Raw genomic sequence first — 25685 nt, forward strand, 5'->3', positions numbered from 1 at the left:
AAAGTGCACCAAGTTACACCCATAATCAAGCAAAATGGGTACGTGACATCGCTCCCTAACAAGACAGATTTATCAAGCATGCAGATGTTGAATAGAGTCTTTGCATATTACGAATAGTAATAAAATATCGCTTGAAGGGGGGGGGGAGTGCTCAATGACTGTAAAAACGGCAATAAAAGGATTTCTGCTCGTTCTTCTATTATATTTCCTTTATGTAGTGGTGACGGCAGTGGTTCTTTTCCCCAAAGCGGAAAAAGAAGAAAATAGGCCGATTAAACAGGTAAGTGAATATATGGGAGAGAAGGAATCCACCGTGGATCGTGTCCTGCTTCTCGAAGACGGTTATGAGTCGGGACTCGCCCGGATGCGTATGATCCAGGAAGCCCAGCATTCAATCGATATCGCCTACTATTCCTTTGGAAAAGGCAAATCAACCGAACTTTTTCTTGGAGCCTTGATCGAAGCGGCTGACCGGGGTGTCAAAGTCCAAATCCTTCTGGATGGAATAACTCATGGACTCAGAGGTCAATTAAGCGATGCCCGTTATGCATTGGCCTCGCATGACAACATTGAATTAAGATATTACGAAACAGTTAAGCCATTTAAGCCGTGGACCTGGCATAATCGCCTTCATGACAAGATCATCACTGTAGATGGAAAGTTGGGCATCATCGGAGGGAGAAATATCGCCGATAAGTATTTAGCAAGCAAGCCGCCGAGGGATTTTGTCTATGACAGGGATGTACTCATTTTCAATGCTAAAGAGGAAAAAGATAGTGTAATCGTTGAAATGAAGGACTATTTGAATGAATTATGGACCCATCCATATACGAGCGATGTCTTTTCGGACCTTTCGAAAAGGCAAACGGAAAAAGGGAAACGTGAAAGAGATGCATTGGCGAATCAATACAGGAAAGCTTTGCAAACTGAAGCCGATTTCGTTAATCCGGCCGTCGATTGGAGCAAGGCTTCAACATCTACTAAAAAAGTGTCCTTCATTCATAATCCAATCGAACGTTTCAATAAATACCCTTTTTTGTGGAGATCTCTAGTGGATATTGCGGCGAATGCCAAACAATCTGTATTTATCCAAAGTCCCTATATTGTTCCTGCTGATGCCTTGAATGAATATATACCGAAGCAGATGGATTCAAAGGCTGATTGGACGATACTTACCAACTCGACGGCATCCACCCCGAATGTGATCGCTTTTTCCGGATACTTGGCGCTTAGGGATAGGATCGTTGAGACGGGGGCAAGGCTTTATGAATATTCAAAGCCTTATTCTTTACATGGTAAATCCGTTGTCTATGATCAACGATTAAGTGCAGTGGGTTCCTACAATTTGGATTCTCGATCTGCCTTTTTAAATACAGAATCGATGGTGGTCATCGATAGTGAAGCATTTGCAGCGCAGTTGACAGGAGCCATCGAGTCGAAAATCTCAAATAGTACACTCGTTGCGGACAATAATAAATATATAGAACCACCTGAAGATCAGAAAAAGGAAGAGTCATTTTTTAAAGCCACCTTTTTAAATGCCCTCTCGAAAGTTACGGTATATTTGAATAGGTTCATTTGAATGATGACGAAAAGACAGCAATCTGATTGATTGTTGTCTTTTTTGCCTTTCGCGGGGATTATCTTATGAATGCATGTGTAATTTGCTATACTTGAGCAAGCTAATCACAACTATCGTAAGGAGAACAGTAACATGCAAACATTACAGCACCTATCGAAACATATTGCCTACCTGCCGGCAGTTCAGGAAACGGATCGCCCGGTACTTGCCGCCGTGACGGGAGATAAGAAAACGCTCATCATCGATGCCGGTAACTCAGTCCGGCATGCACGGCTCTTTAAGGAAGAATTGCTTCGGAACGATATAAGCGGGAATTTCCTCGTTCTTACCCATTCACACTGGGACCATGTATTCGGGCTGGAGAATATCGAGATTCCGGTGATTTGTCAGGAAATAACATACACGAACATTAAAGATATGCAGCAGCTTTCATGGGAAGATCAATCCCTTGATCAACGGGTCGAAGAAGGGACGGAGATTCCCTTTTGCGCCGATGCAATCAAATTGGAACATGGGACGAATAGAGAGATTACCTTCCCCCTGCCGGATATCATCTTTGAAAAAACGATGACGATCGATCTCGGCAATATAACCTGTATCATTGAACATGTTGGCGGCGACCATGCCAAGGATTCCTGCATCATTTATGTACAAGAAGAAAAAACATTATTTCTGGGAGACTCCCTTTATGCCAATCTTTATGCTGAAAAATGGAATTATACGGCTGAACAGGCTTCGCTGCTCATTAAGAAAATTGAAGCCTATGATGCCGAAACATATATACTCTCCCATCATGCCCGGCCTTGCACGAGACAGGAGATGGAGGCGGAGTTAAAGCTAATGAAAGAATGTGCCAGAACCGTGGTCAAGCATCTGGGAAACCGAGATTTAATGGAGCAGGAATTGGTAAAAGAATTAAAGCGGGATTTAACGGAGGACGAGCTCGAAACGGTTGGATTTTTCGTAAATGGGTATGTTGAGTGATGCAAGGACTAAAGAAAACAACAAGGTAAACACTTTAATAAAGGTTTGGGTGGGGTATGAGTTCGGTATTATGGGACTCATACCCTTTAATTTTCCTTTTTTTCGCATCAAAAACACCAAATTATGGTTTTATTGTATCAGAACCAAAATATAAAAACTGCACCTCCAATTGTTAGATGTTGTCTAACGATTAGGGTGCAGTTCAAATTAATTATGAGCTTTTTCCAGGGCTAGCTTTATCCCGAAACCAATTAAGACCGTCCCGGTTATACCCTCGAAAATCGCTTGGGTTCTAGGCTTTTTCATAAAAGCACTGATCTGGTTCAACAGATAGATATAAAATACAAACCACAACGCAGTTAACACGGTATACGTCATGCCCATGATCAGGAACGGTAAAAACGTATCATTCCCTGGATTCACGAACTGAGGCAGAAACGTTAAAAAGAAGACGGCCACTTTAGGGTTCAGCAGGTTGGTAAGGAACCCTTGCTTAAAGCAAGACTGGTTTTCGTACTTACTTTTGACGGGCGTTTCCGCCGCTGCGGCCACTTGCTTATTCCTTAATCCCCATAGGGTCTTGAAGCCTAGATATACCAAGTAAACGGCACCGACATATTTGAAGATGGAAAATAGTAAAGCGGATTTCACAATGATTGCTGAAAGTCCGAACACGGCAGCTGATGTATGAATAAGCAGGGCACAGCATGTGCCGAACATCGTTTTAAAACCTCCCGACGTTCCCACGGTAACGGTATTCCTTGTGGCTATTGCTGTATCTGGACCAGGTAAGATGATGAGAAGGATGCACATGATGATGAACAAATAAAAGTTTTCCATATTCGGAGACCTCCACTCTTGGTGATGAATTCTGAAAATTATAACATAGATGTACTTGGTTTAGGGAAAAAAATTGATGATCATGATTATTTCAGGACAATGGAGGAAAGCGGCGTGACTATAAATACGGTGTTTAATGAAGGCTCTTTTCGTAAAGATTGTTGTTTTTAAAACGAAACGATTTAAGGTTGATTGGAGCGGAAGTGCGAGACTCCTGCGGGAGCAGCGGGACAGGTGAGACCCCACAGGCGTTTACGCCGAGAAGGCTCACCGCCCGCCCCGCGGAAAGCGAGCATCTGGAGGGGAAATCAACCACACCGCTTTACTTGGAAAATAGCAACAAAGTAAGCGAAAACAGCCTTAATGAAACAAAAAACAAGCCAAATCATTTTTGATCTGGCTCGTTTTTTTATTAATTTAATACAAGCACTGTTATATGTTAGGGTAACTTTTTCAACACAGCACGTACCGGACTTCCATCTGCTTCAACTAATGGAAGAGGGAGGGCAGCCAACTCATAATTACCCGGTCCTATACCGTCTAGTACAAGACCTTCCAAAATGTGAATTCCATGACCGGCAAGTTCATGATGTGCAGACAGTTCTTTACTATCCAAGGGATCTACTGAAGGTAAATCAAGACCAATAAGACGAACGTCGTGTTCTGAAAGATATGCCGCTAATTCTGGTTGGATATGAGGAATCGTTTGTGGAAACACACTCCGATTCTTCCAAGCATCCGTCCGAATTAACAGACGGGTAACGCCTTGCAGGTCTATACTGGATAATTCATTGACACCGATGCTTGCCTTGTTAGGTAAATGGATGACTCGGGCACTTCCCATATATAAATCGAGATCCAAATCAATCACTCTTTTTCCATCGTCATCAAAATGAAAAGGAGCATCAATATGGGTACCGGTGTGGATACTCATATTGATTTGACCTACATTGACAGATCCACTTTCTTCCTTACTCCAATTGACTTTGTATGAGAAAGGTGTATCTCCAGGCCAAACTGCAACGTTTTCATCCAGACGTTGTGAAATATCAATCCATGTCCCCATCAACCTTACCTCCATCTCTTCTGGCTGTTTCTTGAATATCTTATAGCTTCGTTCTTAGACTCCATAGTTCCGGGAAGAAGTGTTGATCAAGTGCTCTTTTTAAATACGTTACACCTGATGATCCGCCAGTACCTTGTTTATTACCAATAATTCTTTCCACTGTGGTCATATGATTAAAACGCCATAATTGCTGTTGATGGCCAATGTCCACTAACTTCTCGCCCAGCTCATATAAGTCCCAATATTGCTCAACATCGCGGTAAACCGTCAGCCACGCCTCTTCTACACTGGCATTTGGTTCATATCTTTGTGACCAATCCCTGCTGATGGCTTCTTGATCAATAGGTAATCCGCGCGCCACAAGTGCATTGATCGCCGCGTCATAAATACTTGGCTCATGAAGGGCCTGCTGCATTTGCTCGTATAAATCTGTTTGGTGCTGATAGACTGATAGCGTATGGACATTTTTGTTCCCTAATGCAAATTCAATCAAACGATTCTGATAAGATTGGAATCCGGAAGATTGTCCCAGTTTATCCCTGAACTCCATGTATTCAGCCGGCGTCAAAGTTGAAAGGACATTCCATGACTGGATCAATTGCTGCTGGATCCTCGAAACGCGTGACAGCATTTTAAACGAAGGTTCCAACTTGTTTTGGCGGATGGACTCAGTTGCTGCCGTCAACTCATGTAAAATGAGCTTCATCCATAGCTCACTCGCTTGATGGATAATGATGAATAGCATTTCATCATGATGATCGGAACATCTATGTTGACTAGTTAAAATCTTATCAAGGTGGAGATAATCTCCGTAAGACATCGATTTTTGAAAATCGGTTTGAATTTCTTTCTCTAGACCAGTTATTGTTTGTTCATTGTTATCCATATTCTTCATTCCGCATTCTCCTCACTTTTCCATATGCAAAACTATTTATTCCGTCATTCTATTCTATCTTCTTTTCCAGGGATTCTTCCATTACATTATGGTTAATATTTCTTCTTTTTGAAACTAAATAAGCAACAGCTAAAAATAGTAACCAAGGTATCCCGAATTGAAGCATGATCTTGAAATCCGTAAACCATGTTGTAATCATTAAGCTGAATAGAAGAACGGCTCCCAGTATCGTTAAATAAGGAAAACCGATCATCCTTACCGGTAATTTGCGTCCTCCGGTTTTCTCCCATTTAACCCTGAAAAACAAATGGGAAATGAAGATCATGAGCCATGTGAACATGGCACCAAACATGGAGATCCCCATCATGAATGCATAGGATGAACCTGGAAGTAGCGCATGAACGCCTGCCGCAATGAAAATCCCGGTTGTAGAGACAGCAAGTGCTTTTCCCGGAACGCCCCTTTTGTTTAACTTTCCTAAAAAGCTAGGTGCATGTTTTCCGCGAGCCAATGAAAACATCATACGTGTTGAAGCATAGAGCTGAGCATTCATTGCAGATACTGCAGCCGTTAAAATAATAAAGTTCATGATCCCGGATGCACCAGGAATGTTCAAGATTTCCATTACTTTGACGAATGGACTTTCCTCGATCCCAGCCGTTTTCCACGGAACGATCATCAACATGATGCCGATTGTCAGCACATAGAAGGTGGATAAACGGAACACGGTCGCTTTTAAAGCTTTTGGAACAGCTGCATCCGGATCTTTTGCTTCTCCTGATGTAACCGCTATCATTTCGGTTCCAAGAAAGCTGAATAAAGAAATAAATACCGCTACCCACATTCCCCATCCGCCAAATGGGAAAAAACCGCCTTCATTTACGAAGTTCTCAGGTCCTATATGTGGCTTATCGGAAGAACCGAATAGTACATAGGATCCAAGAAGGATGAAACCAACAATGGCACTTATTTTAATGAAGGAGAACCAATACTCAAATGTAGCGAATGTATTCACGCTAGTAGCATTTACATAAATCAGGGCACCTGCAAATACCAAAATCCATACGATTCCCGGCACGGTCGGAAACCAATACTTCATATACACGCTGACTGCACTTACCTCAACCCCAACAGCCAAAACATTGGCAATCCAATAAGAATAGCGGACAAGATAGCCAGCCATCGGAGTCATGTACTTTTCAGCAATGGCCCCAAAAGATCCGGAAGTGGGATGGGCAACCGTCATTTCGGCTAAACAGCCCATCAACAGTAAAACAATGAACGCCCCGAGTGCATAGCTGAGCAATACACTTGGCCCTGCCGCTTGAATGGCAAGCCCGCTGCCAAGGAATAGCCCTGTCCCGATGGCACAGCCCATTGCGATCATTGAAAGCTGATTTGTTTCCAGTTCACGTTTTAATCCTTTTTCTGGCTCATCTTTAAAGTTCAATTGAGTATTTTTGTTCTCCATAGTTCATCCCCTTTTTATCTAAAAAGATTTTATCCTGCCCTAATTAACTAACCATTTGAGGGATGAGCCCCATCTGGCGGAATTGCATTATGCGACCACTTCACGCTCATTCTTGAATTTTTCAAATTGTTTTTCTGACATGATTTTCTTGAGTATTTGTACAACTTCCCAAACTTCTGCGTAGGAAGTATATAGTGCAACCGGAGCGAGACGAATGATGTTAGGTGCCCGGAAATCGGGAATGACACCGTTCTCTTTCAATGCCTTGCATATCCGTGCAGCTTCTTTATGCTCGAGACTTACATGACCTCCGCGGCGTATGTCCACTCTAGGAGTTCCAATGTAAAATCCCATGTCTGCCAATTCGGATTCTACTAAATCCATTAAATATTGATTGATTTTCAGGGATTTTTCGCGAATATTCTCGATTCCCGCTTCAATAAAAATGTCCAAAGACCCAATCAAAGGTGCACAACTTAACACATGCGGCGTGCCGATTTGATACGCGCCTGCTGATTCAGCTGGTGTCAACGTATGTTCCATATCGAATTGTTTATCTTTTTTGGAGCCGAACCATCCAGCCAATCCAGGCATCGTTCCAAAATGTTTTCGATTTACATATAAACCGCCAACACCGCCAGGGCCGCCATTCAAATGTTTATAATTGCACCAATACGCAAAATCCACATCCCATTCGCTGAATGAATGCGGAATCGCACCGATAGAATGACATCCGTCAAATCCGATTACTATTCCTCTTTTATGAGCTTCAGCAGTTAAACGTTTCATATCCAATATTTGACCGCTGCGATACAGGACTGTTGGCAAGATGATCAAAGCGATGTCATCGGTCATTGCTTCGATGATGTCATCCTCTTCAAGGAATCTGCCATCCGAGCTTTTGACGCGGATGAGATCGGTTTCAGGATCGTATCCATGTGTACGCAGCTGACTTTGAAGAGCATAAATATCAGTCGGAAATGTTAATTCATCTGCTAAAATTTTTGTGCGCGTACCTTCAGGCTTATAAAAAGTGGAAACAAGCTGATGCAAATTTACAGTTGTGGAGCCGGTTACGATAACTTCCTCGGGAGAAGCTCCGACCAATGGGGCCATCTTCGCGCCCAATTTCTCAGCCATGAAAAACCATGGGTGATTCCCTTGAGTCCATCCATCAATCCCATGTTCCTTCCAATCTTCCAAAGATTCCAAAAGAGTGCGTTCAGCCCTTTTAGAAAGAAGTCCCAATGAATTTCCATCCATATAGATGGAATCTGGCTTTAAATAAAACTCTTCTCGAAAACCTTTCAGAGTATCTTTCTCATCCATTTGTTTAGCGTGATCCAATGTGTATTCAGAAACCATAATCATCCTCCTATATTAGTATTCTAAATAATTCTAGGAGAATCGTACCAAAGAATATGACATGGTGTCAATAAGTTAAATCAGAAAATTATAAACATTGAATCAATCTTTCCAACAAATGTTTTTTATTTTATGGAAATCCTTTATGCTAGAAGATAAGGGGAGGAATAAGCATGGAGAATGGCAAAGTAGGGGATAAACGGCATTTACGCTCGCTCATGACACGGCAAAAGTTATTAGAAGCTGCAAAAGAAACATTTCTTGAAGAAGGTTATCAAGCTGCGCTTATTTCCCAAATGATCAAAAGGGCAAACATCGGATACGGAACGGCATATGTTCATTTTAAAGGGAAAGAGGATCTGTTAATTGTATTAATGGAAAATGTAATGGAGCAATTTTATGAAATTGCCGAGACCTCTTTCTTTCCAAAATCAAAAGACGAAGCAAAACATATCATAAACAGACAAGCTAATGCTTTTTTGAAAATGGCAGAAGCTGAACGCAATATGATGCAAGTTTTCGAACAGGCCATTGGGATCTCAACCATTATTTCAGATAAATGGAAAGCAATCCGCATGAAGTTCATTCAGCGCATTTCAAAGGACGTCGCCTATGCACAGCAAAATGGGCTGGCAAGAGCTGAACTAAACCATGAACTTGTGGCAAGAGGGTGGTTTTTCACAAATGAAATGTATCTATGGGAAATTGTCCGAAACGAACATCAAAGTTCTGTCGAAGAAATTGCCCAAACCATCACCTCAGTTTACGTCGAAGGCTTGTATTTGTAATGATAATGGCAGCTCACCAATCTTCCGGTTATATCGGAAGATTTTTTTTTATTCAAGATTTTACAGCCATTAGGCATTTATAACGAAAACTCCAAACTCCCGAGTAAAACGGCGGAATTCACGAGTAAACTGCCCAAACTCACGAGTAAACGCCAAACTCACGAGTAAAACCGCAGAACTCACGAGTAAAGCAGCAAAATTCACGAGTAAACTGCCCAAACTCACGAGTGAAACGGCGGAACTCACGAGTAAACGCCAAACTCACGAGTAAAACGCCAAAACTCACGAGTAAAGCCGCAGAATTCACGAGTAAACTGCCCAAACTCACGAGTAAACCGCCCAAACACACTAATAAAGCGCCCTCATTAGCATCGGACTTACAGCGTCTACGCCTTAAGTCTTACTAGAAAATATAGCTAAGGCTCATTATACGAACTTGTAAAAGTAGATAAGATATAAACATAGAAAGGAGGACGAAAACAATGAAGAAATTTGGTTTATTTATTGTAGGACTGATCGCACTTTTCCTGTTATTGGCGAACGTTGGTCCACTGATCAGCCTGGCGATTTGCTTGGCGATCCTATACTTTGGATTCAAGCAGTTCATGAAGTCCGAATCGACAGGGGCGAAGATTGCGTGGGGATCAGTCTCCATTATCGTGCTGATCGTTTCTATTTCCCATATCCCGGCAATATTGGGACTGGTGGCAGCTTATGTTCTTTACCTGGTTTATAAAAAATGGAATGAAAATGATGAAAGTGCATCATCTAAAGAAAATGACCCATTCTCAAATTTTGAAAGAGAGTGGAAAGAGTTGAATAAGAACTAATAGAAGGGATGTAATTGGTATGGGTAATTTATTTTCAAGAATGAAACAAACGATTTCAGCGGATTTTCACGACTTGTTGGATAAAAAGGAGCAAAAAAATCCAATCGGAATGTTAAATCAATATTTGCGTCAATGTGAGCAGGAGACAGAAAAGGTCGGTAAGCTGCTTGAACGTCAATATCTTCTGAAAGAAGAGTTTACGCGTGAATATAATCAAGCGCAAAATCTGGCTGAAAAACGTAAGCATCAGGCTGAGATTGCCAAGCAGTCGGGAGAAACGGATTTAATGGAGTTTGCTGTAAAGGAAAGCCTGCACTATGAAGAGCGAGCGCTAAGTTTGAAGGAGGCGCATAAAAGTGCAGAGGTTCAGTTGGCTGAACTGGAGCGGAAATATGAAGAAATGAAGCATAAGCTGAAGGATATGCATCTAAAGCGTCTGGAGCTGATGGGCAGGGAAAATATTGCCCGGGCAAACAACCGGATCAATCGGGTTTTGGATGGGGGCAGATCCGAAGCCAAACCGGTAGCGATGTTTGAAGAAATGGAGCATTATATCGATCGCATCGAGCACCAGGTCCATACTGATTATAATCGGCATACGATCGATGCCAGGATTGTTCAGCTTGAAAAAGAATTGGAACAGAAAGAAGCGTAACGGTTTTTTTAAGGCAACGCTGTTATCCCCTGATCTTTTGGAATGGGGGCAGGGGAAAACAGGCTGTCAGAACATGATAATTTCATGGTATTCTTAAAAGGCACGGGTTCCTGTGCCTTTTAAGAATATCATGATCATATGCAGGGGAGGCGAACCGATGTTGAACAAGATGAAGACGGACTATATGGGATGGATACTTCTCATCGGAGTCGTCCTGATTTTTTTAGAGATTGCATTTACGGGCGGAGGTCTCCTTTTTTCCCTCGCTTTTTCAATAGGATGCATCTATTTAGGCAGGAAATTCACCAAACGGACAATCGGGAAAATCCTATTTTTCATAGGGCTGATTTCCCTTATCATCAATGTCTTGAATATGTTCGTCTTTAAATTTTTCCTAATGGCGATCCTCATTTATTTATTGTTTTTATATTATCAGTCCAAAAAGAATCCTGATTGGGTCAGTCCCATTTTAACCAATGATGATTCGGACGAAGAAAAGATCAATAAGGAACGATTGCTGAAAACCGATTATCTATTTAAAAATAAGTTGTTTGGTCATCAACAGACGGCCGAGCATGTATATGAATGGAATTCCGTGAATGTTCAGGGCGGGGTCGGTGATACGGTTATCGATTTAAGCAAAACGATTTTACCGAAAGGCGACGCTGTCATTTCCATCAGGAATATCATTGGCAATATCACTGTGCTTGTACCGTATGGCATCGAAATCAGGGTCCATCATTCTGTCATTGCAGGCAGGGCGCGGATTTTTGAAAATAAGCCTGAATCCAGGGTCTTTAATCAAATTTACTCCTACCAAACGGAAGGGTTCAATGAAACGGATCACAAGGTTCATATCATCACTTCAATCTTAGTTGGCGATTTAGAGGTGAAGCGTATATGAGTATACTGACACGGCAGATATTGATCGCCCTTGGTGTTGCTTTCGTTCTTTCCCTTGCCTTGCCGGCGGCGGTTTTCATCATCTTTCCTTTATCCGACTGGAGTTTATTGTGGGAGAAAATGGTCATGGGATTACCCTTCGTCATATTCCTGCCAAGCCTGGTCATGACGGTAGGGCTGATTTATGGAGTCGTTTCGGGAATGTTTTGGAAGAGGCAGCTCGAAAGGGTGGATGAAGGGCTGCATTTACTTGAACAGGGCCGCTTACCTTCGCAACAGGAAACGTATCCGGTCCAAGAGATGGCTAAAATGGCGGAACGGATGCAACTGATTCATAAGCAAATCAATGAGCAGACAAAATTATCGCAAAAAATGGCGAATGAAAAGGCCATCGATCAGGAGAAACAGATCCAGGAAATCGTTTCCCAGGAACGAAACCGTTTGGCGCGGGAGCTGCATGATTCGGTGAGCCAGCAATTGTTTGCAGCTTCGATGTTCATGTCGGCCATCACCGAATCACAATCCGATATGGAAAAAACGGAAATGAAACAATTCAAGGTAGTGGAAGAAATGATCCATCAATCCCAGCTTGAGATGAGGGCGTTATTGCTTCACTTGAGACCTGTTGCATTAAAGGGAAAATCTTTGCATGAAGGAATGAAGGAGCTTCTTTTGGAATTGGCCCAAAAAGTGACGATGGATATAAATTGGAAGATGGAGCCTGTCACTCTGGATAAGGGGATTGAGGACCATCTGTTTCGGATTTTACAAGAATCGATTTCCAATACACTGAGACATGCAAAAGCGAATTCGCTTGAAGTGTTATTGATCGTTCGTGATGGGATGATCATTTTACGGATAACGGATGACGGCATCGGTTTTAACGTCGAGGAGTCGAAAACGGGATCATATGGTCTGCAAAACATGCATGAACGGGCTGTTGAATTAGGCGGAACGATGCAACTTGTAAGCGTTCCGAATAAAGGAACGAAACTTGAAGTGAAAATCCCATTATTAAATGCTGGAGGTGATCATGATGATTAAAGTATTATTTGTCGATGACCATGAAATGGTAAGGATAGGGGTATCGGCTTATTTATCCGCACAGTCGGATATCGAAGTGATCGGGGAAGCGGACAATGGCTTGAAAGCTGTCGAGCTGGCATTGGAATTGCGTCCGGATATCATTTTGATGGATTTGGTGATGCCGGAAATGGACGGCATAGAAGCGACGAAACGAATTATCGAAAAATGGCCTGAAGCAAAGATCATCATTGTGACAAGCTTCCTGGATGATGAAAAAGTATACCCGGCATTGGAAGCCGGAGCGACGAGCTATATGTTGAAAACATCAAAGGCCAGCGAGATTGCGAGAGCCGTCCGTTCCACTTTCCAGGGACAAAGCGTACTTGAACCTGAAGTGACGGGAAAAATGATGGAGAAGTTGCGTCGCCCAAAGGTCACCCAGCTTCATGATCAATTGACAAACCGTGAAATGGAAATTTTGCTGCTGATGACACAAGGGAAAACGAATCAGGAAATTGCCGATGAACTATACATAGCCCTGAAAACAGCTAAAGTGCATGTCAGTAATATATTAAGTAAGCTTGCCGTACAGGACCGCACGCAAGCAGTGATTTACGCATTTAAACATTCGCTCGTTCCAGAAGAAGAGTAGAGTGCGCCTATTTACCAATAGAGGAAATTTTGTTATATTTAGGGAACTACCCATCCCGTAAAGTTCTTTCAAGGTTGCTGATTGCAGCCTTTTTTTACGGATACGGGAAAAAAGCAGGTGAAATGATGTTAAGAGTTATCTTAGAATTATTTCGTATAATCACTATTATTCTTGTTATTGGTATGATAATGGGGTTCATCATTAATTCAATCTATGCGATTTTTGGAATAACCGTAGAGAATACCGCAGGCGGATGGATTGTTGGTATGGCAATTTTTCCATTACTTTATGTACTCTATAAAAATCGCCTTCAATTTTCTGGGTTCTATAAAAATGCCGGACAAGTAAAACTCTCAAACAGGACAACGACAATCTTGCTTTGCTTCTCTGTGCTAATGTTAACGGTTGCCCCATTATTTCGCTAACTGTATAAAAAAGAGCATGTTTTGATCAAAACATGCTCTTTTTTATACAGTTTTTTAGATTATACGGCTTCCTCTGAAGTATCGAGCCTCTTGCCGTATATCCGATAAAGAACCAAAGCGAATACCATTCCTATAAAGGAGATGGAGGAGATGAACAGGTAGAGGGTCTTACCGCCGTAAGCCCCATATATGGCTCCGCCTACATAAGAAGCAATGATTCCCGAAACCCCGAAGAATAGCAGCGCCAGTACGGTCTGGCCTGTGGCACGCCATTCCACCGGAACGATCCGATACAGATATTGGATGGCCGCCGAGTAGAAAATCGGGAAAGTCAATAGCTGCATGACTTGCAAATAAGCTAATAGCTGTGGATCGGTAATCCACGCAGAGATGAAATAACGGATAAAGAAAAACGCTGCTGCAAACGAAATGATGATAATTTCCTTACCCTTGCGAAGCCACCAGAAGCTTAGGGCGAACACAACGATTTCACTTCCAGCCGCTAAGAACCAGGTCAAGCCTACAAGCTTGGCACTTCCTCCAAGTTCCCGGATATACACTCCAAGGAAAGTATCGTTCATCCTTGCTGGAACAGCACAAATAAAGACCAATAACAGAAAGAGAAGCGTCTCTTTATTGCCGAAAAAGTGCTTAAGGCTGCTAAAGGTGACAGGTTTCCCTGATACGGGTGCATCAGGCATCATCCAGCTGATAATGAAACTGATCAATCCTATGCCCGCAAAAAGGAAGGCCAGGCTGTTCGCTCCAAAATATGACATAACATAGCCGGTGATCAGCGATATGACCGCATAGCCCAATGCACCATATGTCCGGATCGAGCCGTAGCTGATCCCGGATTTCTCTGCCATCGTAAAGTTAAGGCTTTCCGTCAGGGGATCAATCGGCATCAGAAAGAAATATAGCAGCATGGCAAAGAGGATGAGCTGAAGATAACTGCTTGAATCATAGAGGAAATAACCGATTACGCTCGAGAAAAAGATGAGTAACAACAGGACTTTTCGTATCGTCCTTGTTTTGTCGCTGATCATTCCCCATAAAGGCTGGGTGATGAGGGTGACAAAACCTCCTGTACCGACGATGAAGCCGATTTGGGCAGGACGCAAACCTTGATCAGCCAGATAGACTGGGAGAAACGGAATGAAAATGGCAAGCAGTCCAAAATATAAAAAGTTAAAACCCTTTAATAATCGTATTGCTTTCATAAAAAATAGGATACCTCACGTGTTCTATAGATTGATTTCAACCTTGTTATTGTATCATTTATGACAGAATTTGAAAAAAAAGTTTTAATTTTAAGGATGAAAATAGAAAGATAGAGTTGGATTCGAGGTTAAATTTCACTTTTTAAAAATGGATGTAAATGATAGAATTAACACTTATTGTTAATTGAAGAGGGTGATATTTAATGGATCAAGACACAAAAGTGATTCAGGAGTTGCAGGAATTGAAGCAAAAAGTCGGTCATCTTGAAGACTTATTAAAGGATCAAGCAAATAAAAAGGAAAAAGCAGGACCATTACGAATCTTCCTGGACGCAGTAGTCTCATTGCTATTTGGATTAATTGTTGTAGGACCGGTTATAGTGATTGTCGTTGGGGTCCTGATGGTCGCTGCATCATGGTTAGGGATATAGTTTTAAACGTTTAGATTAGATTAATTTGATAAGGTAAACAGGAAATTAGTGTTCGGTTATTCTAGTGGGAATTATGGATGATGGATTGGAAGAAGGTCACGGTTTTGCCTTTCCATCTAATTAAAGATAGGGAAGGTATTAAGCTTAATTACGGCAATCCTGTCTGCGTTCTCCAAGAAACGGAAAAAGAACCACTCATCCCCACAAGGCAGTAGTGGTTCTTCTTCTGACCAAGGTGAAATCGTTCTGAAAAATGGTTGCTTACTCTTGCAGTTATCACCCTCATGTATCGAGCATGGGGTCTTATTAGTTTATGTTTATATTAGGATCATACCCCAATTCTAATGTGAATATTCAGACACCGAAAAGGGAAGTTACTGAAGCATGGTTGCTGAAACATTTTGTTTGTCCTGGAAATGCTCCGTTGCATAAATTAAAGTCAGACCCGGGTAGGTGTTTCATAAATAAAATAATCATCTTTTAAAGATATAATGCAAAAAAAGGACGGTTACTGCAAGGTTGTATCTTTTCTCAATTGACAGAGAATCCTTTTCTTTCATGAATTCTTCGATATCTTCACACTCAAGATTAGAGAATAAGGAAATCGTCTCTACTGGTATACCAAATTCATTGTTCAGTGCTTGAGTTATAGCAGAGACCCTTTCATTTGCATCGGATGAAGGCACGCCTATGACTAATAGGCCCACTAAATCTATTAGGTCCATCATTTCTGTTTGAGTTACCGTGGAGTGAATATTTTCACCATTTGCAAAATCTAGAATGACTTGCTCAGATATTCCTGTAATTTTACTTAATGATGCTGCAGGCATTTTATAATCATTTAGAAGAGTTCTTAATAACTCTTTAGGTTCATGACCAATCATCTTAAATAACCCCCTCTTTCACTTTTAACTCTATTATACTTTTAAGAAACAGAATCATTAACCGTGAAAAAGCAATTCCCCAGTAATGCATCAACTTTATTCCAAATAGTATTTTACTGATTTCATAGTGCTGGCTTAACGCGATTTCCCATGATTTGTTTCTTTGAAAATATTATCCTGAGAAAGTTATTGACAAATTTAATTCGAGTCCGTATAGTATTGGATATTATTAAAAATATTCAGATATAATTTAATTTTTGAAACGCAATGATCAGGAGTAGTAAAAGAACATTATTCGGTAAAGAGAGCTGCGGGTTGGTGCAACGCAGTCCAATGATACTTTGAACTTGCCTGGGAGTGGTAAAGTGAAAGATTGGAATGATTCCATTCTTTTGTTTTAACGATTGACCTTCGTTACAAGGTTTTTAAAGCAGGGTTCTAGAAAAGAGCCAATAAGAGTGGTACCGCGGTAAGCTTAAGGCATATCGTCTCTTTCTTCATTTGATTATGAAGGAAGAGACGATATGCTTTTTTTGATTTTTTGGGAGGTAAGGATATGGAAACGGACAAACGGAATTTACAGAGGACAATGACTTCAAGGCATATTACGATGATGGCATTAGGCGGTGCCATCGGGGCAGGTTTATTTAAAGGAAGCAGTTCAGCCATTGATATGGCAGGACCTTCCGTAATCATTGCGTACTTGATAGGAGGCATCATCCTATTATTCATCATGCAAGGTTTAGCTGAAATGGCGGTCCGCAATAGCGGTGCACGCACATTCAGGGATTTGGTCCAATCGATTCTAGGAAAGTATCCTGCCTATTTCCTGGATTGGATTTATTGGAAAATGTGGGTATTGAATATCGCAGCCGAATCAGTGGTTGCGGCGATCTTCCTTCAATATTGGCTGCCTGGATATCCAATCTGGATACTGGCATTAGCTGTTTCGGTTTTAGTTACTGCGGTTAACTTGCTGTCGGTAAAGGTTTTTGCTGAAACGGAGTACTGGCTTGCTTTAGTTAAAATTACCGTCATCATTGTGTTCATCATGGCTGGATTATTATTGCTGCTCGTTACTTTTGGTGATCATACAGCCGTCGGTTTTTCTAACTTGACTGAGCATGGCGGGTTCTTTCCGAATGGATCGACAGGTTTGATCACGGCGATGCTGGTGGTAATCTATTCATATGGCGGTACGGAAATCATCGGGGTCACATTAGCTGAAACGAAAAATCCTGAAAAAGTGGTTCCAAAAGCCGTTCGCAGTACATTGGTCAGGATCATTTCCTTCTATATCATTCCTTTTTTCATCATCGTTAGCTTAATTCCTTGGAATGAAGTAAACGGGGTGCAGGTAAGTCCGTTTGTAATGGTCTTTCAAATGATCGGGATTCCTGGTGCCGACCATATTATGAACGCCGTTGTTCTATTAGCGATCATTTCATCGATGAACTCCGGGTTGTATGGTTCATCCCGCGTTCTATATACACAAGCAGTGGATGGTCGCATTCCGAAAATCTTTTCCCGTTTATCCAAGAAGAAAGTACCTGTTCCCGCAATCTTGATGTGTACTTCCGCTTTATATGGCGGTGTACTGATTTCCTTATTTGCTGGAAGCAAGACATTCGATTTCCTTATGGGTTCGCTGGGATATACCGTATTATTCATCTGGTTGATCATTGCTTTCGCCCATTTGAAATCACGTAAACAACAGTCCGGAAAAACAAGTGCCTATTCGGTAAAATGGTTCCCGTATACGACTTGGGCTGCGATCATCGCTTTAATAACGATCCTGATTGGAATCATTTTCACGACATCCATAATCGTTACGATCATTACACTTTGCATCTATATCTTCATTTCCTTGACGTTTGTATGGAAAAAACGCCACAACAAAATCTAGAGAAAGCGGGAATATCGCTTTTGCCTTCTCGCATATAAGTGTCAGTTTCAAGCCATGGTAGCATGCCATGGCTTTCGTTATGTATTCTTGGTCGCGTTAAAAGTAAGAGATATCCATTTTACTAGTTCATGGGAATCATTAACTTTAGCAATTAAAGAGTGAATCTAGTGAAAAATGTTGTATAATAATCTTTGGAAAAAACCAATATATTGAAAGCCGGAGCGAGCTATGAAAAACAATTCCATCTTATCCTTTCACCCGTTATATTATTTATTACTTTTGGTGATTACTAGTTCCATCTATTCAATCATCAACCAATCTTCAGGTCATGCTGTCGATGTTACGACTATAATAGATGGGGAGATTCCCTTTATTAAAGAATTTGTCGTGCCTTATTTACTTTGGTATCCATATATTTATGGATTGCTGATTTATTACTGTTTTGTTGACCGAAAGCATTATTTCGTAGGATTAGGCAGTTTGATATCGGGGAAACTTCTCTGTTTTCTTGTTTATTGCCTTTGGCAAACGACAGTCCCCCGTCCAGAAGTGGTGGGGAACGATATCTTTGCCCATTTAATGAGAATCGTTTATAGTCATGATCAACCTGTCAACTGTCTTCCCAGCATTCATGTACTTACTACATTCATCATGATGATCGTCGCCCATAAGCGGAAAGAAAAGCATAAATGGGAGTATGCCAGTGTCACTGCATTCGGAACACTGATTATCCTCTCCACGCTATTTACGAAACAGCATGCTGTATTGGATGTACTCGCAGGGATTCTTCTAGCATGCGGGGTATATGCAGCTGTCCAGTATATGTTCCAAGCCCTATCGGCTTATCAGGCCAATCATTACGCAGCGAGGCAAATTAAAAAGTGACCACAGGAAAAAGCCACTGTAATTATATTAGCTCCCATGAGCTGATAAGTTACAGTGGCTTTTTGTCTATTAATAATTTGGATATTTATGTTATATGATATTATGTTTTTATCGAATTGAAACAATGGAGGGAGGAAAAGAATGTCTCATTATCTTAATCGAATGGCTGAAGACTTGGTTAAAGCGAAGTTGGAAAATTATTGGCCGGGTTTTGAACTTGTTGCTTATGCTTTATATGATAAGAGAAGTGTTTATCTATTCAATCATCCCAAATTCAGTAACAATCCACAATGTACATATCATATTTCAAAGTGGGATGAAAGGTTTACTGGAGACACAATTATTTTGTATGAAGAATATCCAACCGCAATTGTTAATATGGATTCGTATGAGGATTATGAAGATTTGTATTCAATGGTGGTCCACGAATTATTTCACGGCTATCAGCATATTAAAGATGAAAAACGGTTTCCTGATGAAATGATGGGAATTACATATCCGTTGTCAAAAGAAAATGTGGAATTGCGAAATCAGGAAAGAACAAATCTTTATCATGCGTTGTTGGAAAATAACATAATGAAGAAGAAACAATACCTTGATGCTTTCATTGCCCTAAGGGAAAAAAGAGCAGCCAGTATTGAAGAGTACCTAACATATGAAAAACTGATTGAAACCATTGAGGGGCCTGCGTGGTATGTCGAATTAAGGGCTTACTCGGAAAAAAGCCCGCTTGATTACCATTCAGTTTTAAAAAAGTATGCACAACAATTAATAAACAAATATGAATCTACTTCTAGTATTAGAAGAAGTTGTTATAGTTCCAGTTTGTTTATGTGTTTGTTACTGGAGGAGCTTTCATCAGGCTGGATGGAAAGTTTTTTTGATAGAGAAGAAACACTATATGACCTATTAAAACAGCATACCGGTGACTATATGGCAGCTTTAATAACTGATGTGAAGGTAAGTTCTGAAACAGAGGAAGTCGTTAACTTTGCCATGGAAAAGAGAATGAAAGCATTTGAAAAGTATAATGAACAAGCAGGAATTCATCTATATATTGAAGGGAAAATAACTGCTGAGTCCTTTGACCCGATGAATATCATCCCATTAGAAGATAGACTTTTACATAAGAGCTTTATAATAGTAAGAATGAACAACCAAGACTTTCTTTTTCAACAACCTGTTATTGCCCATGTTGGTAATGGAATTAAATATATAAATAAATTACATCTGATATTAGGGAAAAGCCCCATTGAAAACAGTGATTCGTTTACAATTGATGGTGTTGGAGAAATAAAGGGAAAATATAAGAAACAAGAAAATATCTGGCATCTATTTATTCCTTAAAATGTACAAGTAAAGCATGGCGTGTGTCTGCTAACATATATTTGATACCGGCAGCCCATGAAAAAAAGCATCGAACCTCCCTTTACAGGAAGTCCGATGCTTTTTTCTTTTACATTTCAGCTTCAATTTTCAAAGATGATTCTTCGCTGAACTGTTCCTTATCCAGGTCACCCGTCACTTTACTGGTCAGAATGCCGGAAGTCATGCTTCCGCTGACATTCACTGCCGTTCTTCCCATATCGATCAATGGCTCGACGGAAATCAACAGTCCGGCCAAGGCGATTGGCAAGTTCATTGCAGATAATACCAGGATGGCAGCGAATGTTGCTCCTCCGCCTACACCTGCAACCCCGAAAGAGCTAATGGCCACGATGGCAATCAACATGGCGATGAATGAAGGGTCCAGTGGGTTGATTCCAACCGTTGGAGCGATCATGACCGCTAACATGGCCGGATAGATTCCGGCACAGCCGTTTTGACCGATCGACAAGCCGAAGGATCCGGCAAAGTTGGCAATACCTTCCGACACCCCTAGTTGTTTCTGTGTTTGGATGTTCAATGGAAGAGCTCCTGCACTTGTTCTTGAGGTGAAGGCAAACGATAATACCGGGAAAGCTTTTCTTAAATATACGATTGGGTTCAATCCTGCAAGCATCAGCAATAGCAAATGGATGAGGAACATGACGATCAGTGCGACATAAGAGGCTCCCACGAATTTCCCCAATTTCAGGATGGCATCCAAATCACTCGTAGCTACCGTCTTCGTCATGATCGCCAAGATCCCGTATGGCGTTAAACGCAGGATCAATGTTACGACACGCATGATGATGCTGTGCAATGTATCTACTATTTTAGCAAAAAATTCAGCATGTTCAGGCTGCTTGCGCTTGACTCCTAAATAGGCAATCCCAAGGAATGCAGCAAAAATTACAACGGAAATGGTTGATGTCGGACGTGCTCCCGTTAAATCAAGGAACGGATTGGACGGAATCAATTCAAGGATCTGCTGCGGCATCGTTTTATCCTGAATCGTACCGTATGTTTCCGAGATTTGATCTCCGCGGCTTAACTCCGCTTCCCCTTGCTCAATTTGAACGGCTTCCAAATTGAATACAGTTGCCGAGGTGATCCCAACAGCTGCTGCAATCGCAGTCGTTCCAAGCAGGATTCCGATGATCAGGACACTGATCTTTCCAATATTGCTAGTCAGCTTCAATCTTGTGAATGCGGATAAGATTGAAATGAAGACAAGCGGCATGACGATCATTTGCAGGAACTTGACATAGCCGGAACCTACAATGTTAAACCAATCGACAGATTTAATGATCGCTTCAGACTGGGGTTCAAAGAAATACTGCAATAGAAGCCCGAATACAATCCCTAAACCAAGTCCAGTAAAGACCCTTTTTGTAAAGGAAACATGCTTCTTACTCATGTAAAATAAAACGCCTAAAAGAACGAGCATTATGGCAAGATTTAAAAACACATAACCAATCATATATATTCCTCCTAATTCCGATTAACCTAATAAGAATAATAAATATCTGATGACTATGATACATCATCCGTTGATTTTTTACCAGAAGAAAATAATTTATTTTTGACTTTTCAAGTAATTCATGTATATATCTCTATTCATGGACAGAAAAAGAAGTCACAATATCATCCACTACCAATTCTTTGTGAGCAATTCCTGGTTTTGTTGGGAAGGATGTTGATTGCTGCTAAAGACTTTTGAATGAAAAAATATTCGTTATATATTTAGCAGGAAGGATAAGCCCTTGGTTTTCTTGAATGATATATCAGGTCGCATATCTTAGCGTTTTTTGAAAGGATGAAGGAATGATGGATATATACATTCACAGGCTAAATGAACAGGATGCACAAGCGTTATTTGCCTTTGAATGCAATAATAGAAGTTTTTTCGAGCAAACGGTGCCAGGCAGGGGAGATGATTATTATAGCTTTGGAACGTTAGAGATCAGGCATAAGGAATTATTAAAAGAACAAGAAGATGCCATCTCCTCATTTTATTTAATTAAGGATCGTTCAGGCATAATCGTCGGCAGGATTAACCTTGTGGATATCGATCCCAAGAATGGTACGGCTCATGTCGGTTACAGAATTGGTGAAGCGTTTACGCAAAAGGGGATAGCGAACGAAGCTTTAAAGCTTTTGGTTAATCTGGCGCCGGGATTGAATGTGACTCAAATCCAAGCCAAAACGACAAGCGACAATTTTGCCTCCCAAAAGGTTTTAGTGAAAAACGGTTTTGAACGGATTTCGATTAATGAGGAAATTAGTGCGGATACGGGTCAAAAGCTAATATTCTACCATTATATAAGGAACCTTTAAATCTATTTTCTTCTATTAATAAACCGCATAAAATTGTAAACGATTTAAGAGAAGAAGAAATAATCCCGAGATATTTTCGCGGCAAAAGATTTCATTACTTAAAAGGAGAAAGGATAATATAATATGATAGAAGGTTTATATGAAGCCCATCTGCCCGTAAAGAACCTGGCCATCTCTATGGATTTTTATAAGAAAATAGGCTTGAAGCTAGCTTGGAGGGATGAAGAGACTGCCTTCTTTTGGATAGAGGAAAACAAAAGCTGGGTCGGATTATGGGAAGGGAAAGAATATCAAACTCCATACCACCCTTCACTAAGGCATATCGCATTTCGGGTATCCTATGAAAATATGAAAAATGCATTAACCTGGCTCCAATCCCTAAAAATTGAAGTCGTCCCTTTTGGAAAAAGGACATCGATTGAACCTTTTGTGCGTCCGAACCAAGGAAACGCTTCCGTCTACTTCAGTGATCCTGATGGCAATAGTCTGGAACTTATGTGTTCGATAAAAGTCCCCGATGCATATAAGCATATGACTGAAAAACTTTCACTTGAAGAATGGGAAGATCTATTAACTAAGTGAACACTGTAAAGGAAACGTTTCCCGTCTAGTCTCAATCATGGTATAAATAAACTGTTTTCTTACATAGAAATTTAGAATTAAAAAATGTGGAATTTTTATTTCAATTCCATATGTGATACGAAACATCATTGTATTTTTATACTCTGCGAGTATGAGCAATTATTACAGAAAGGTTAAGGGCATAAATGTGGAGTTTAAAATTAGAGTGAACTTATTAACTCAGATGACATTACTTATCATATTCGTTGTTTTTATCAGTACCTTGCTTGTGAGCCTTCTATTCTCTACACTGCTGGAAGACATCGTCGAAAACCAGATGGGTAAGCAAGCAATGACGGTGGCTAAATTAGCAGCCCAAAATCCAACGATCATCAGGGCATTTAACGATAATAGGCCCTCAGAGGTGATTCAACCCGCATCAGAAATGATTCGTCAAACAACAGGTGCCGATTATGTAACCATTGCGAACCATAAAGGACTTCGATACTCCCATCCTAATCCAGAATATATTGGGAAGCCTACTGCTACTAGTAATGATGCAGTACTTATTGAACACAAATCAATTATTTATCAAGGAAATGGGATTTCGGGTCCAGCGATTAAAGCTAAGGCGCCTATCTGGAATGATAAAGGGGAAGTTATCGGTGTTTCATCTGTAGGGTTTTTGGTAGAGAATGTGCAAGATCAACTATCCGATTATAAAATGAAGATTATTCATTTGTCACTTATCCCAATTGGTGTAGGAATCTTATGGGCAATATTTATAGCGCGACGCTTAAAAAAGCTTATTTTAGGTCTTGAGCCGGAGGAAATTTCTTTTCTATTTCAAGAAAGGGAAGCGACACTTGATGCCATTCGATATGCTACCATTACGATTAATATTGAAAAACAGGTTACTTCCATGAATAAAAGAGCACGTGAATTGTTTCATGATCATCAGCTTATGGTGGGAAAGCGGGTTGTGAATGGGCATTTAGAAAAACTCATCAAAATAGTAATCAGCACAAAAGAGGGACAGTTCAATCGTAAGTTACTTTTAGGCCAACAGCTATACATTTTGGATTTATCCCCAATCCTAAATCATAATGACGTCAGGGGCATCGTTTTAACAATAAGAACAGTATCCGAAATTGAACAATTAACAAATGAATTTTCAGAAATCAAGGCCTTTTCAGAAAATATGCGGGCACAAAACCATGAGTTTTTAAATAAATTAAATACCATTTATGGATTACTAAGTTTAAAACAATATGATAGGGCATTGAATATCATCTCTTCTGAAGTGAGGGAGAGGCAAGATATCATTTCGTTTCTTATGTCATCGGTTAAAGATCCGTTAATCGCCGCCTGTTTACTTGGAAAGATAAACCGTTCAAAAGAATTGCAGGTTATATTAGAAATAGAACAGGAAAGCAATTTAAACAGTTCATTAAAACCTGAGGATTCCCATCACTTGGTTTCCGTTATTGGTAATGTCATCGATAATGCGATGGAGGCAGCACGGCAAAAAAACAAAAATGAGGGAAAGGTCAAAGTTTCGTTTACTGATTTAGGAAACGAAATTATATTTGATATTGAGGATAACGGTCCAGGTATCCCTCATGCAATGGAAGATATTATTTTTACAGATGGATATACGACTAAAAATGGGGAAAATCATGGGATCGGCTTGGCCATTGTAAAAAACTCCATTGGTCTTTTAAGTGGTGAAATTTATATTGGTCAAAGTTATTTGGGCGGAGCAAGATTTACAATCACCTTCCCGAAGGATATAAAAGCAGAAAAGGAGGCGTGAGAATGCCCAAAGGACCGATTACAGTTGTCATTGTTGAAGATGACGAGAATGCAGTGAATATATATAAACAATTTACCAATCAATTAGATCAATTTACTGTCATTGCTACGGCTAGCACAGGCAAGCAAGCGTTAAATATATTACATGCCGCACAGCCGGACTTAATTTTATTGGATATCTTTTTACCGGATATGAATGGAATTGACCTTCTTCGGGAAATTAGGAAAGAATACCGGGGCATTGATGTAATTCTGATCACCGCAGCAAATGATACCGAAACAGTCAGTGAAGCGATTAGGGGAGGGGCTTTTGGTTACCTAATAAAACCCATCATTATCGATAAGCTTCTAGCGACGCTCAACCAATACGACCTGACGAGACAGCAGCTGCATAATAACAACTTAGTAAATCAAGATAAAGTCGATACTCTTTTTCGGACCATAAGTAACCCAAATAAAGCAAATGATATCCAAATAAATCCTCTTCCCAAGGGGATTGACAAACATACTTTGAAAATGGTCAGAAGTAAGATTCAAAACGTCAATGGCAGTTTAAATGCTGATGAACTAGGTCAACTAGTTGGAATTAGTTATTCAACCATGCGCAGGTATTTGGAGTATTTAGTATCCTGTGATGAAATGGAAGTTGAGGTTTTGTATGGAAATATTGGAAGGCCTGAAAGAAAATATAAAATAAAACACCTTTAAATCCCTGTTGATGAAGTTCGTTTTCATCAATGGGGGTTTTTTCTTTTTCAGGCGTGAAAAAAATGATTAAAACTCTTATTACTTTCAT

The 25685-nt window shown here is 40.5% G+C and carries 25 protein-coding genes and 1 other annotated feature; of the genes, 17 read left to right on the plus strand and 8 right to left on the minus strand.

Going from position 1 to position 25685, the window contains the following annotated elements; all coding sequences use genetic code 11:
• Positions 1-154: 154 nt before the first annotated feature.
• Both BW986_RS00960 and BW986_RS00965 read left to right on the plus strand, forming a co-directional pair.
• On the plus strand, positions 155-1582 hold the full coding sequence (locus BW986_RS00960; protein ID WP_076364293.1) for a phospholipase D-like domain-containing protein: 1428 nt from the start codon (positions 155-157) through the stop codon (positions 1580-1582).
• A gap of 132 nt (positions 1583-1714) precedes the next feature.
• Complete coding sequence (locus BW986_RS00965) at positions 1715-2566, plus strand: MBL fold metallo-hydrolase (protein WP_076364295.1); 852 nt, start codon at positions 1715-1717, stop codon at positions 2564-2566.
• Between the two features lie 207 nt (positions 2567-2773).
• Here BW986_RS00965 and BW986_RS00970 read toward each other — a convergent pair whose 3' ends face one another.
• The 5 genes from BW986_RS00970 to kynU form a co-directional block, all read right to left on the minus strand.
• Positions 2774-3406 carry a LysE family translocator gene (locus BW986_RS00970; protein WP_076364297.1) on the minus strand — a complete coding sequence of 211 codons (633 nt, stop codon included), beginning with the start codon at positions 3404-3406 and terminating at the stop codon, positions 2774-2776.
• Positions 3407-3845: 439 nt separating this feature from the next.
• The gene (kynB, locus tag BW986_RS00980) at positions 3846-4472 is read right to left on the minus strand and encodes an arylformamidase (RefSeq protein WP_076364301.1); all 627 of its coding nucleotides are present in this window, start codon (positions 4470-4472) and stop codon (positions 3846-3848) included.
• A gap of 40 nt (positions 4473-4512) precedes the next feature.
• Positions 4513-5358, minus strand: coding sequence for a tryptophan 2,3-dioxygenase (kynA, locus tag BW986_RS00985; RefSeq protein WP_141994559.1), 846 nt, complete (start codon positions 5356-5358; stop codon positions 4513-4515).
• A 58-nt stretch (positions 5359-5416) separates the two neighbouring features.
• Positions 5417-6838, minus strand: a complete 1422-nt coding sequence (locus BW986_RS00990) for an amino acid permease (RefSeq protein ID WP_076364305.1) — start codon at positions 6836-6838, stop codon at positions 5417-5419.
• A gap of 87 nt (positions 6839-6925) precedes the next feature.
• Positions 6926-8203: a kynureninase gene (gene kynU / locus BW986_RS00995; protein ID WP_076364307.1), complete on the minus strand. Its 1278-nt coding sequence runs from the start codon at positions 8201-8203 to the stop codon at positions 6926-6928.
• Between the two features lie 173 nt (positions 8204-8376).
• On the opposite strand from kynU, the gene BW986_RS01000 reads away from it, so the two are divergent.
• The 7 genes from BW986_RS01000 (at position 8377) to BW986_RS01030 (ending at position 13482) form a co-directional block, all read left to right on the plus strand.
• Positions 8377-8991: a TetR/AcrR family transcriptional regulator gene (locus BW986_RS01000; RefSeq protein ID WP_076364309.1), complete on the plus strand. Its 615-nt coding sequence runs from the start codon at positions 8377-8379 to the stop codon at positions 8989-8991.
• 482 nt (positions 8992-9473) lie between these two features.
• A complete protein-coding gene (locus BW986_RS01005; RefSeq protein ID WP_063232490.1) occupies positions 9474-9821 on the plus strand; it encodes a lmo0954 family membrane protein in 348 nt (115 codons plus the stop codon).
• 19 nt (positions 9822-9840) lie between these two features.
• The gene (locus BW986_RS01010) at positions 9841-10476 is read left to right on the plus strand and encodes a PspA/IM30 family protein (protein ID WP_076364311.1); all 636 of its coding nucleotides are present in this window, start codon (positions 9841-9843) and stop codon (positions 10474-10476) included.
• A 157-nt stretch (positions 10477-10633) separates the two neighbouring features.
• Positions 10634-11380 (plus strand): cell wall-active antibiotics response protein LiaF, encoded by a 747-nt coding sequence (gene liaF / locus BW986_RS01015; RefSeq protein ID WP_076364313.1) that lies wholly within the window; start codon positions 10634-10636, stop codon positions 11378-11380.
• Complete coding sequence (locus tag BW986_RS01020; protein ID WP_076364315.1) at positions 11377-12423, plus strand: sensor histidine kinase; 1047 nt, start codon at positions 11377-11379, stop codon at positions 12421-12423. The genes liaF and BW986_RS01020 overlap by 4 nt, the downstream gene beginning before the upstream one ends.
• The gene (locus BW986_RS01025; protein WP_076364317.1) at positions 12416-13057 is read left to right on the plus strand and encodes a response regulator transcription factor; all 642 of its coding nucleotides are present in this window, start codon (positions 12416-12418) and stop codon (positions 13055-13057) included. The genes BW986_RS01020 and BW986_RS01025 overlap by 8 nt, the downstream gene beginning before the upstream one ends.
• A gap of 29 nt (positions 13058-13086) precedes the next feature.
• Complete coding sequence (locus BW986_RS01030; RefSeq protein WP_260320492.1) at positions 13087-13482, plus strand: hypothetical protein; 396 nt, start codon at positions 13087-13089, stop codon at positions 13480-13482.
• A gap of 59 nt (positions 13483-13541) precedes the next feature.
• On the opposite strand, the gene BW986_RS01035 is transcribed toward BW986_RS01030, so the two are convergent.
• Entirely contained in the window at positions 13542-14705 is a 1164-nt protein-coding gene (locus BW986_RS01035) for an MFS transporter (RefSeq protein ID WP_076364319.1), read from the minus strand.
• Positions 14706-14908: 203 nt separating this feature from the next.
• On the opposite strand from BW986_RS01035, the gene BW986_RS01040 reads away from it, so the two are divergent.
• Entirely contained in the window at positions 14909-15136 is a 228-nt protein-coding gene (locus BW986_RS01040; protein WP_076364321.1) for a hypothetical protein, read from the plus strand.
• A gap of 473 nt (positions 15137-15609) precedes the next feature.
• On the opposite strand, the gene BW986_RS01045 is transcribed toward BW986_RS01040, so the two are convergent.
• Positions 15610-16020, minus strand: a complete 411-nt coding sequence (locus tag BW986_RS01045) for an HTH domain-containing protein (protein WP_076364323.1) — start codon at positions 16018-16020, stop codon at positions 15610-15612.
• A 258-nt stretch (positions 16021-16278) separates the two neighbouring features.
• Positions 16279-16516, plus strand: a binding site (T-box leader).
• Positions 16517-16576: 60 nt separating this feature from the next.
• Between BW986_RS01045 and BW986_RS01050 the strand changes: the two genes are divergently transcribed.
• From BW986_RS01050 to BW986_RS01060, 3 genes are all read left to right on the plus strand, one after another.
• Positions 16577-17926 (plus strand): amino acid permease, encoded by a 1350-nt coding sequence (locus BW986_RS01050; RefSeq protein ID WP_076364325.1) that lies wholly within the window; start codon positions 16577-16579, stop codon positions 17924-17926.
• A 228-nt stretch (positions 17927-18154) separates the two neighbouring features.
• The gene (locus BW986_RS01055; protein ID WP_076364327.1) at positions 18155-18811 is read left to right on the plus strand and encodes a phosphatase PAP2 family protein; all 657 of its coding nucleotides are present in this window, start codon (positions 18155-18157) and stop codon (positions 18809-18811) included.
• Between the two features lie 345 nt (positions 18812-19156).
• A complete protein-coding gene (locus BW986_RS01060) occupies positions 19157-20158 on the plus strand; it encodes a hypothetical protein (protein ID WP_260320499.1) in 1002 nt (333 codons plus the stop codon).
• A 109-nt stretch (positions 20159-20267) separates the two neighbouring features.
• Here BW986_RS01060 and BW986_RS01065 read toward each other — a convergent pair whose 3' ends face one another.
• Positions 20268-21656: an L-cystine transporter gene (locus BW986_RS01065; protein ID WP_076364331.1), complete on the minus strand. Its 1389-nt coding sequence runs from the start codon at positions 21654-21656 to the stop codon at positions 20268-20270.
• 344 nt (positions 21657-22000) lie between these two features.
• Between BW986_RS01065 and BW986_RS01070 the strand changes: the two genes are divergently transcribed.
• The 4 genes from BW986_RS01070 (at position 22001) to BW986_RS01085 (ending at position 25597) form a co-directional block, all read left to right on the plus strand.
• The gene (locus BW986_RS01070; protein ID WP_260320501.1) at positions 22001-22513 is read left to right on the plus strand and encodes a GNAT family N-acetyltransferase; all 513 of its coding nucleotides are present in this window, start codon (positions 22001-22003) and stop codon (positions 22511-22513) included.
• A 123-nt stretch (positions 22514-22636) separates the two neighbouring features.
• Entirely contained in the window at positions 22637-23095 is a 459-nt protein-coding gene (locus BW986_RS01075; RefSeq protein WP_076364335.1) for a VOC family protein, read from the plus strand.
• Positions 23096-23300: 205 nt separating this feature from the next.
• Complete coding sequence (locus tag BW986_RS01080) at positions 23301-24890, plus strand: ATP-binding protein (RefSeq protein ID WP_260320503.1); 1590 nt, start codon at positions 23301-23303, stop codon at positions 24888-24890.
• 2 nt (positions 24891-24892) lie between these two features.
• Complete coding sequence (locus BW986_RS01085) at positions 24893-25597, plus strand: response regulator (RefSeq protein ID WP_076364337.1); 705 nt, start codon at positions 24893-24895, stop codon at positions 25595-25597.
• Positions 25598-25685: the final 88 nt, after the last annotated feature.

It is taken from the genome of Peribacillus simplex (assembly GCF_900156045.1).
GTDB lineage: Bacteria > Bacillota > Bacilli > Bacillales > DSM-1321 > Peribacillus > Peribacillus simplex_D.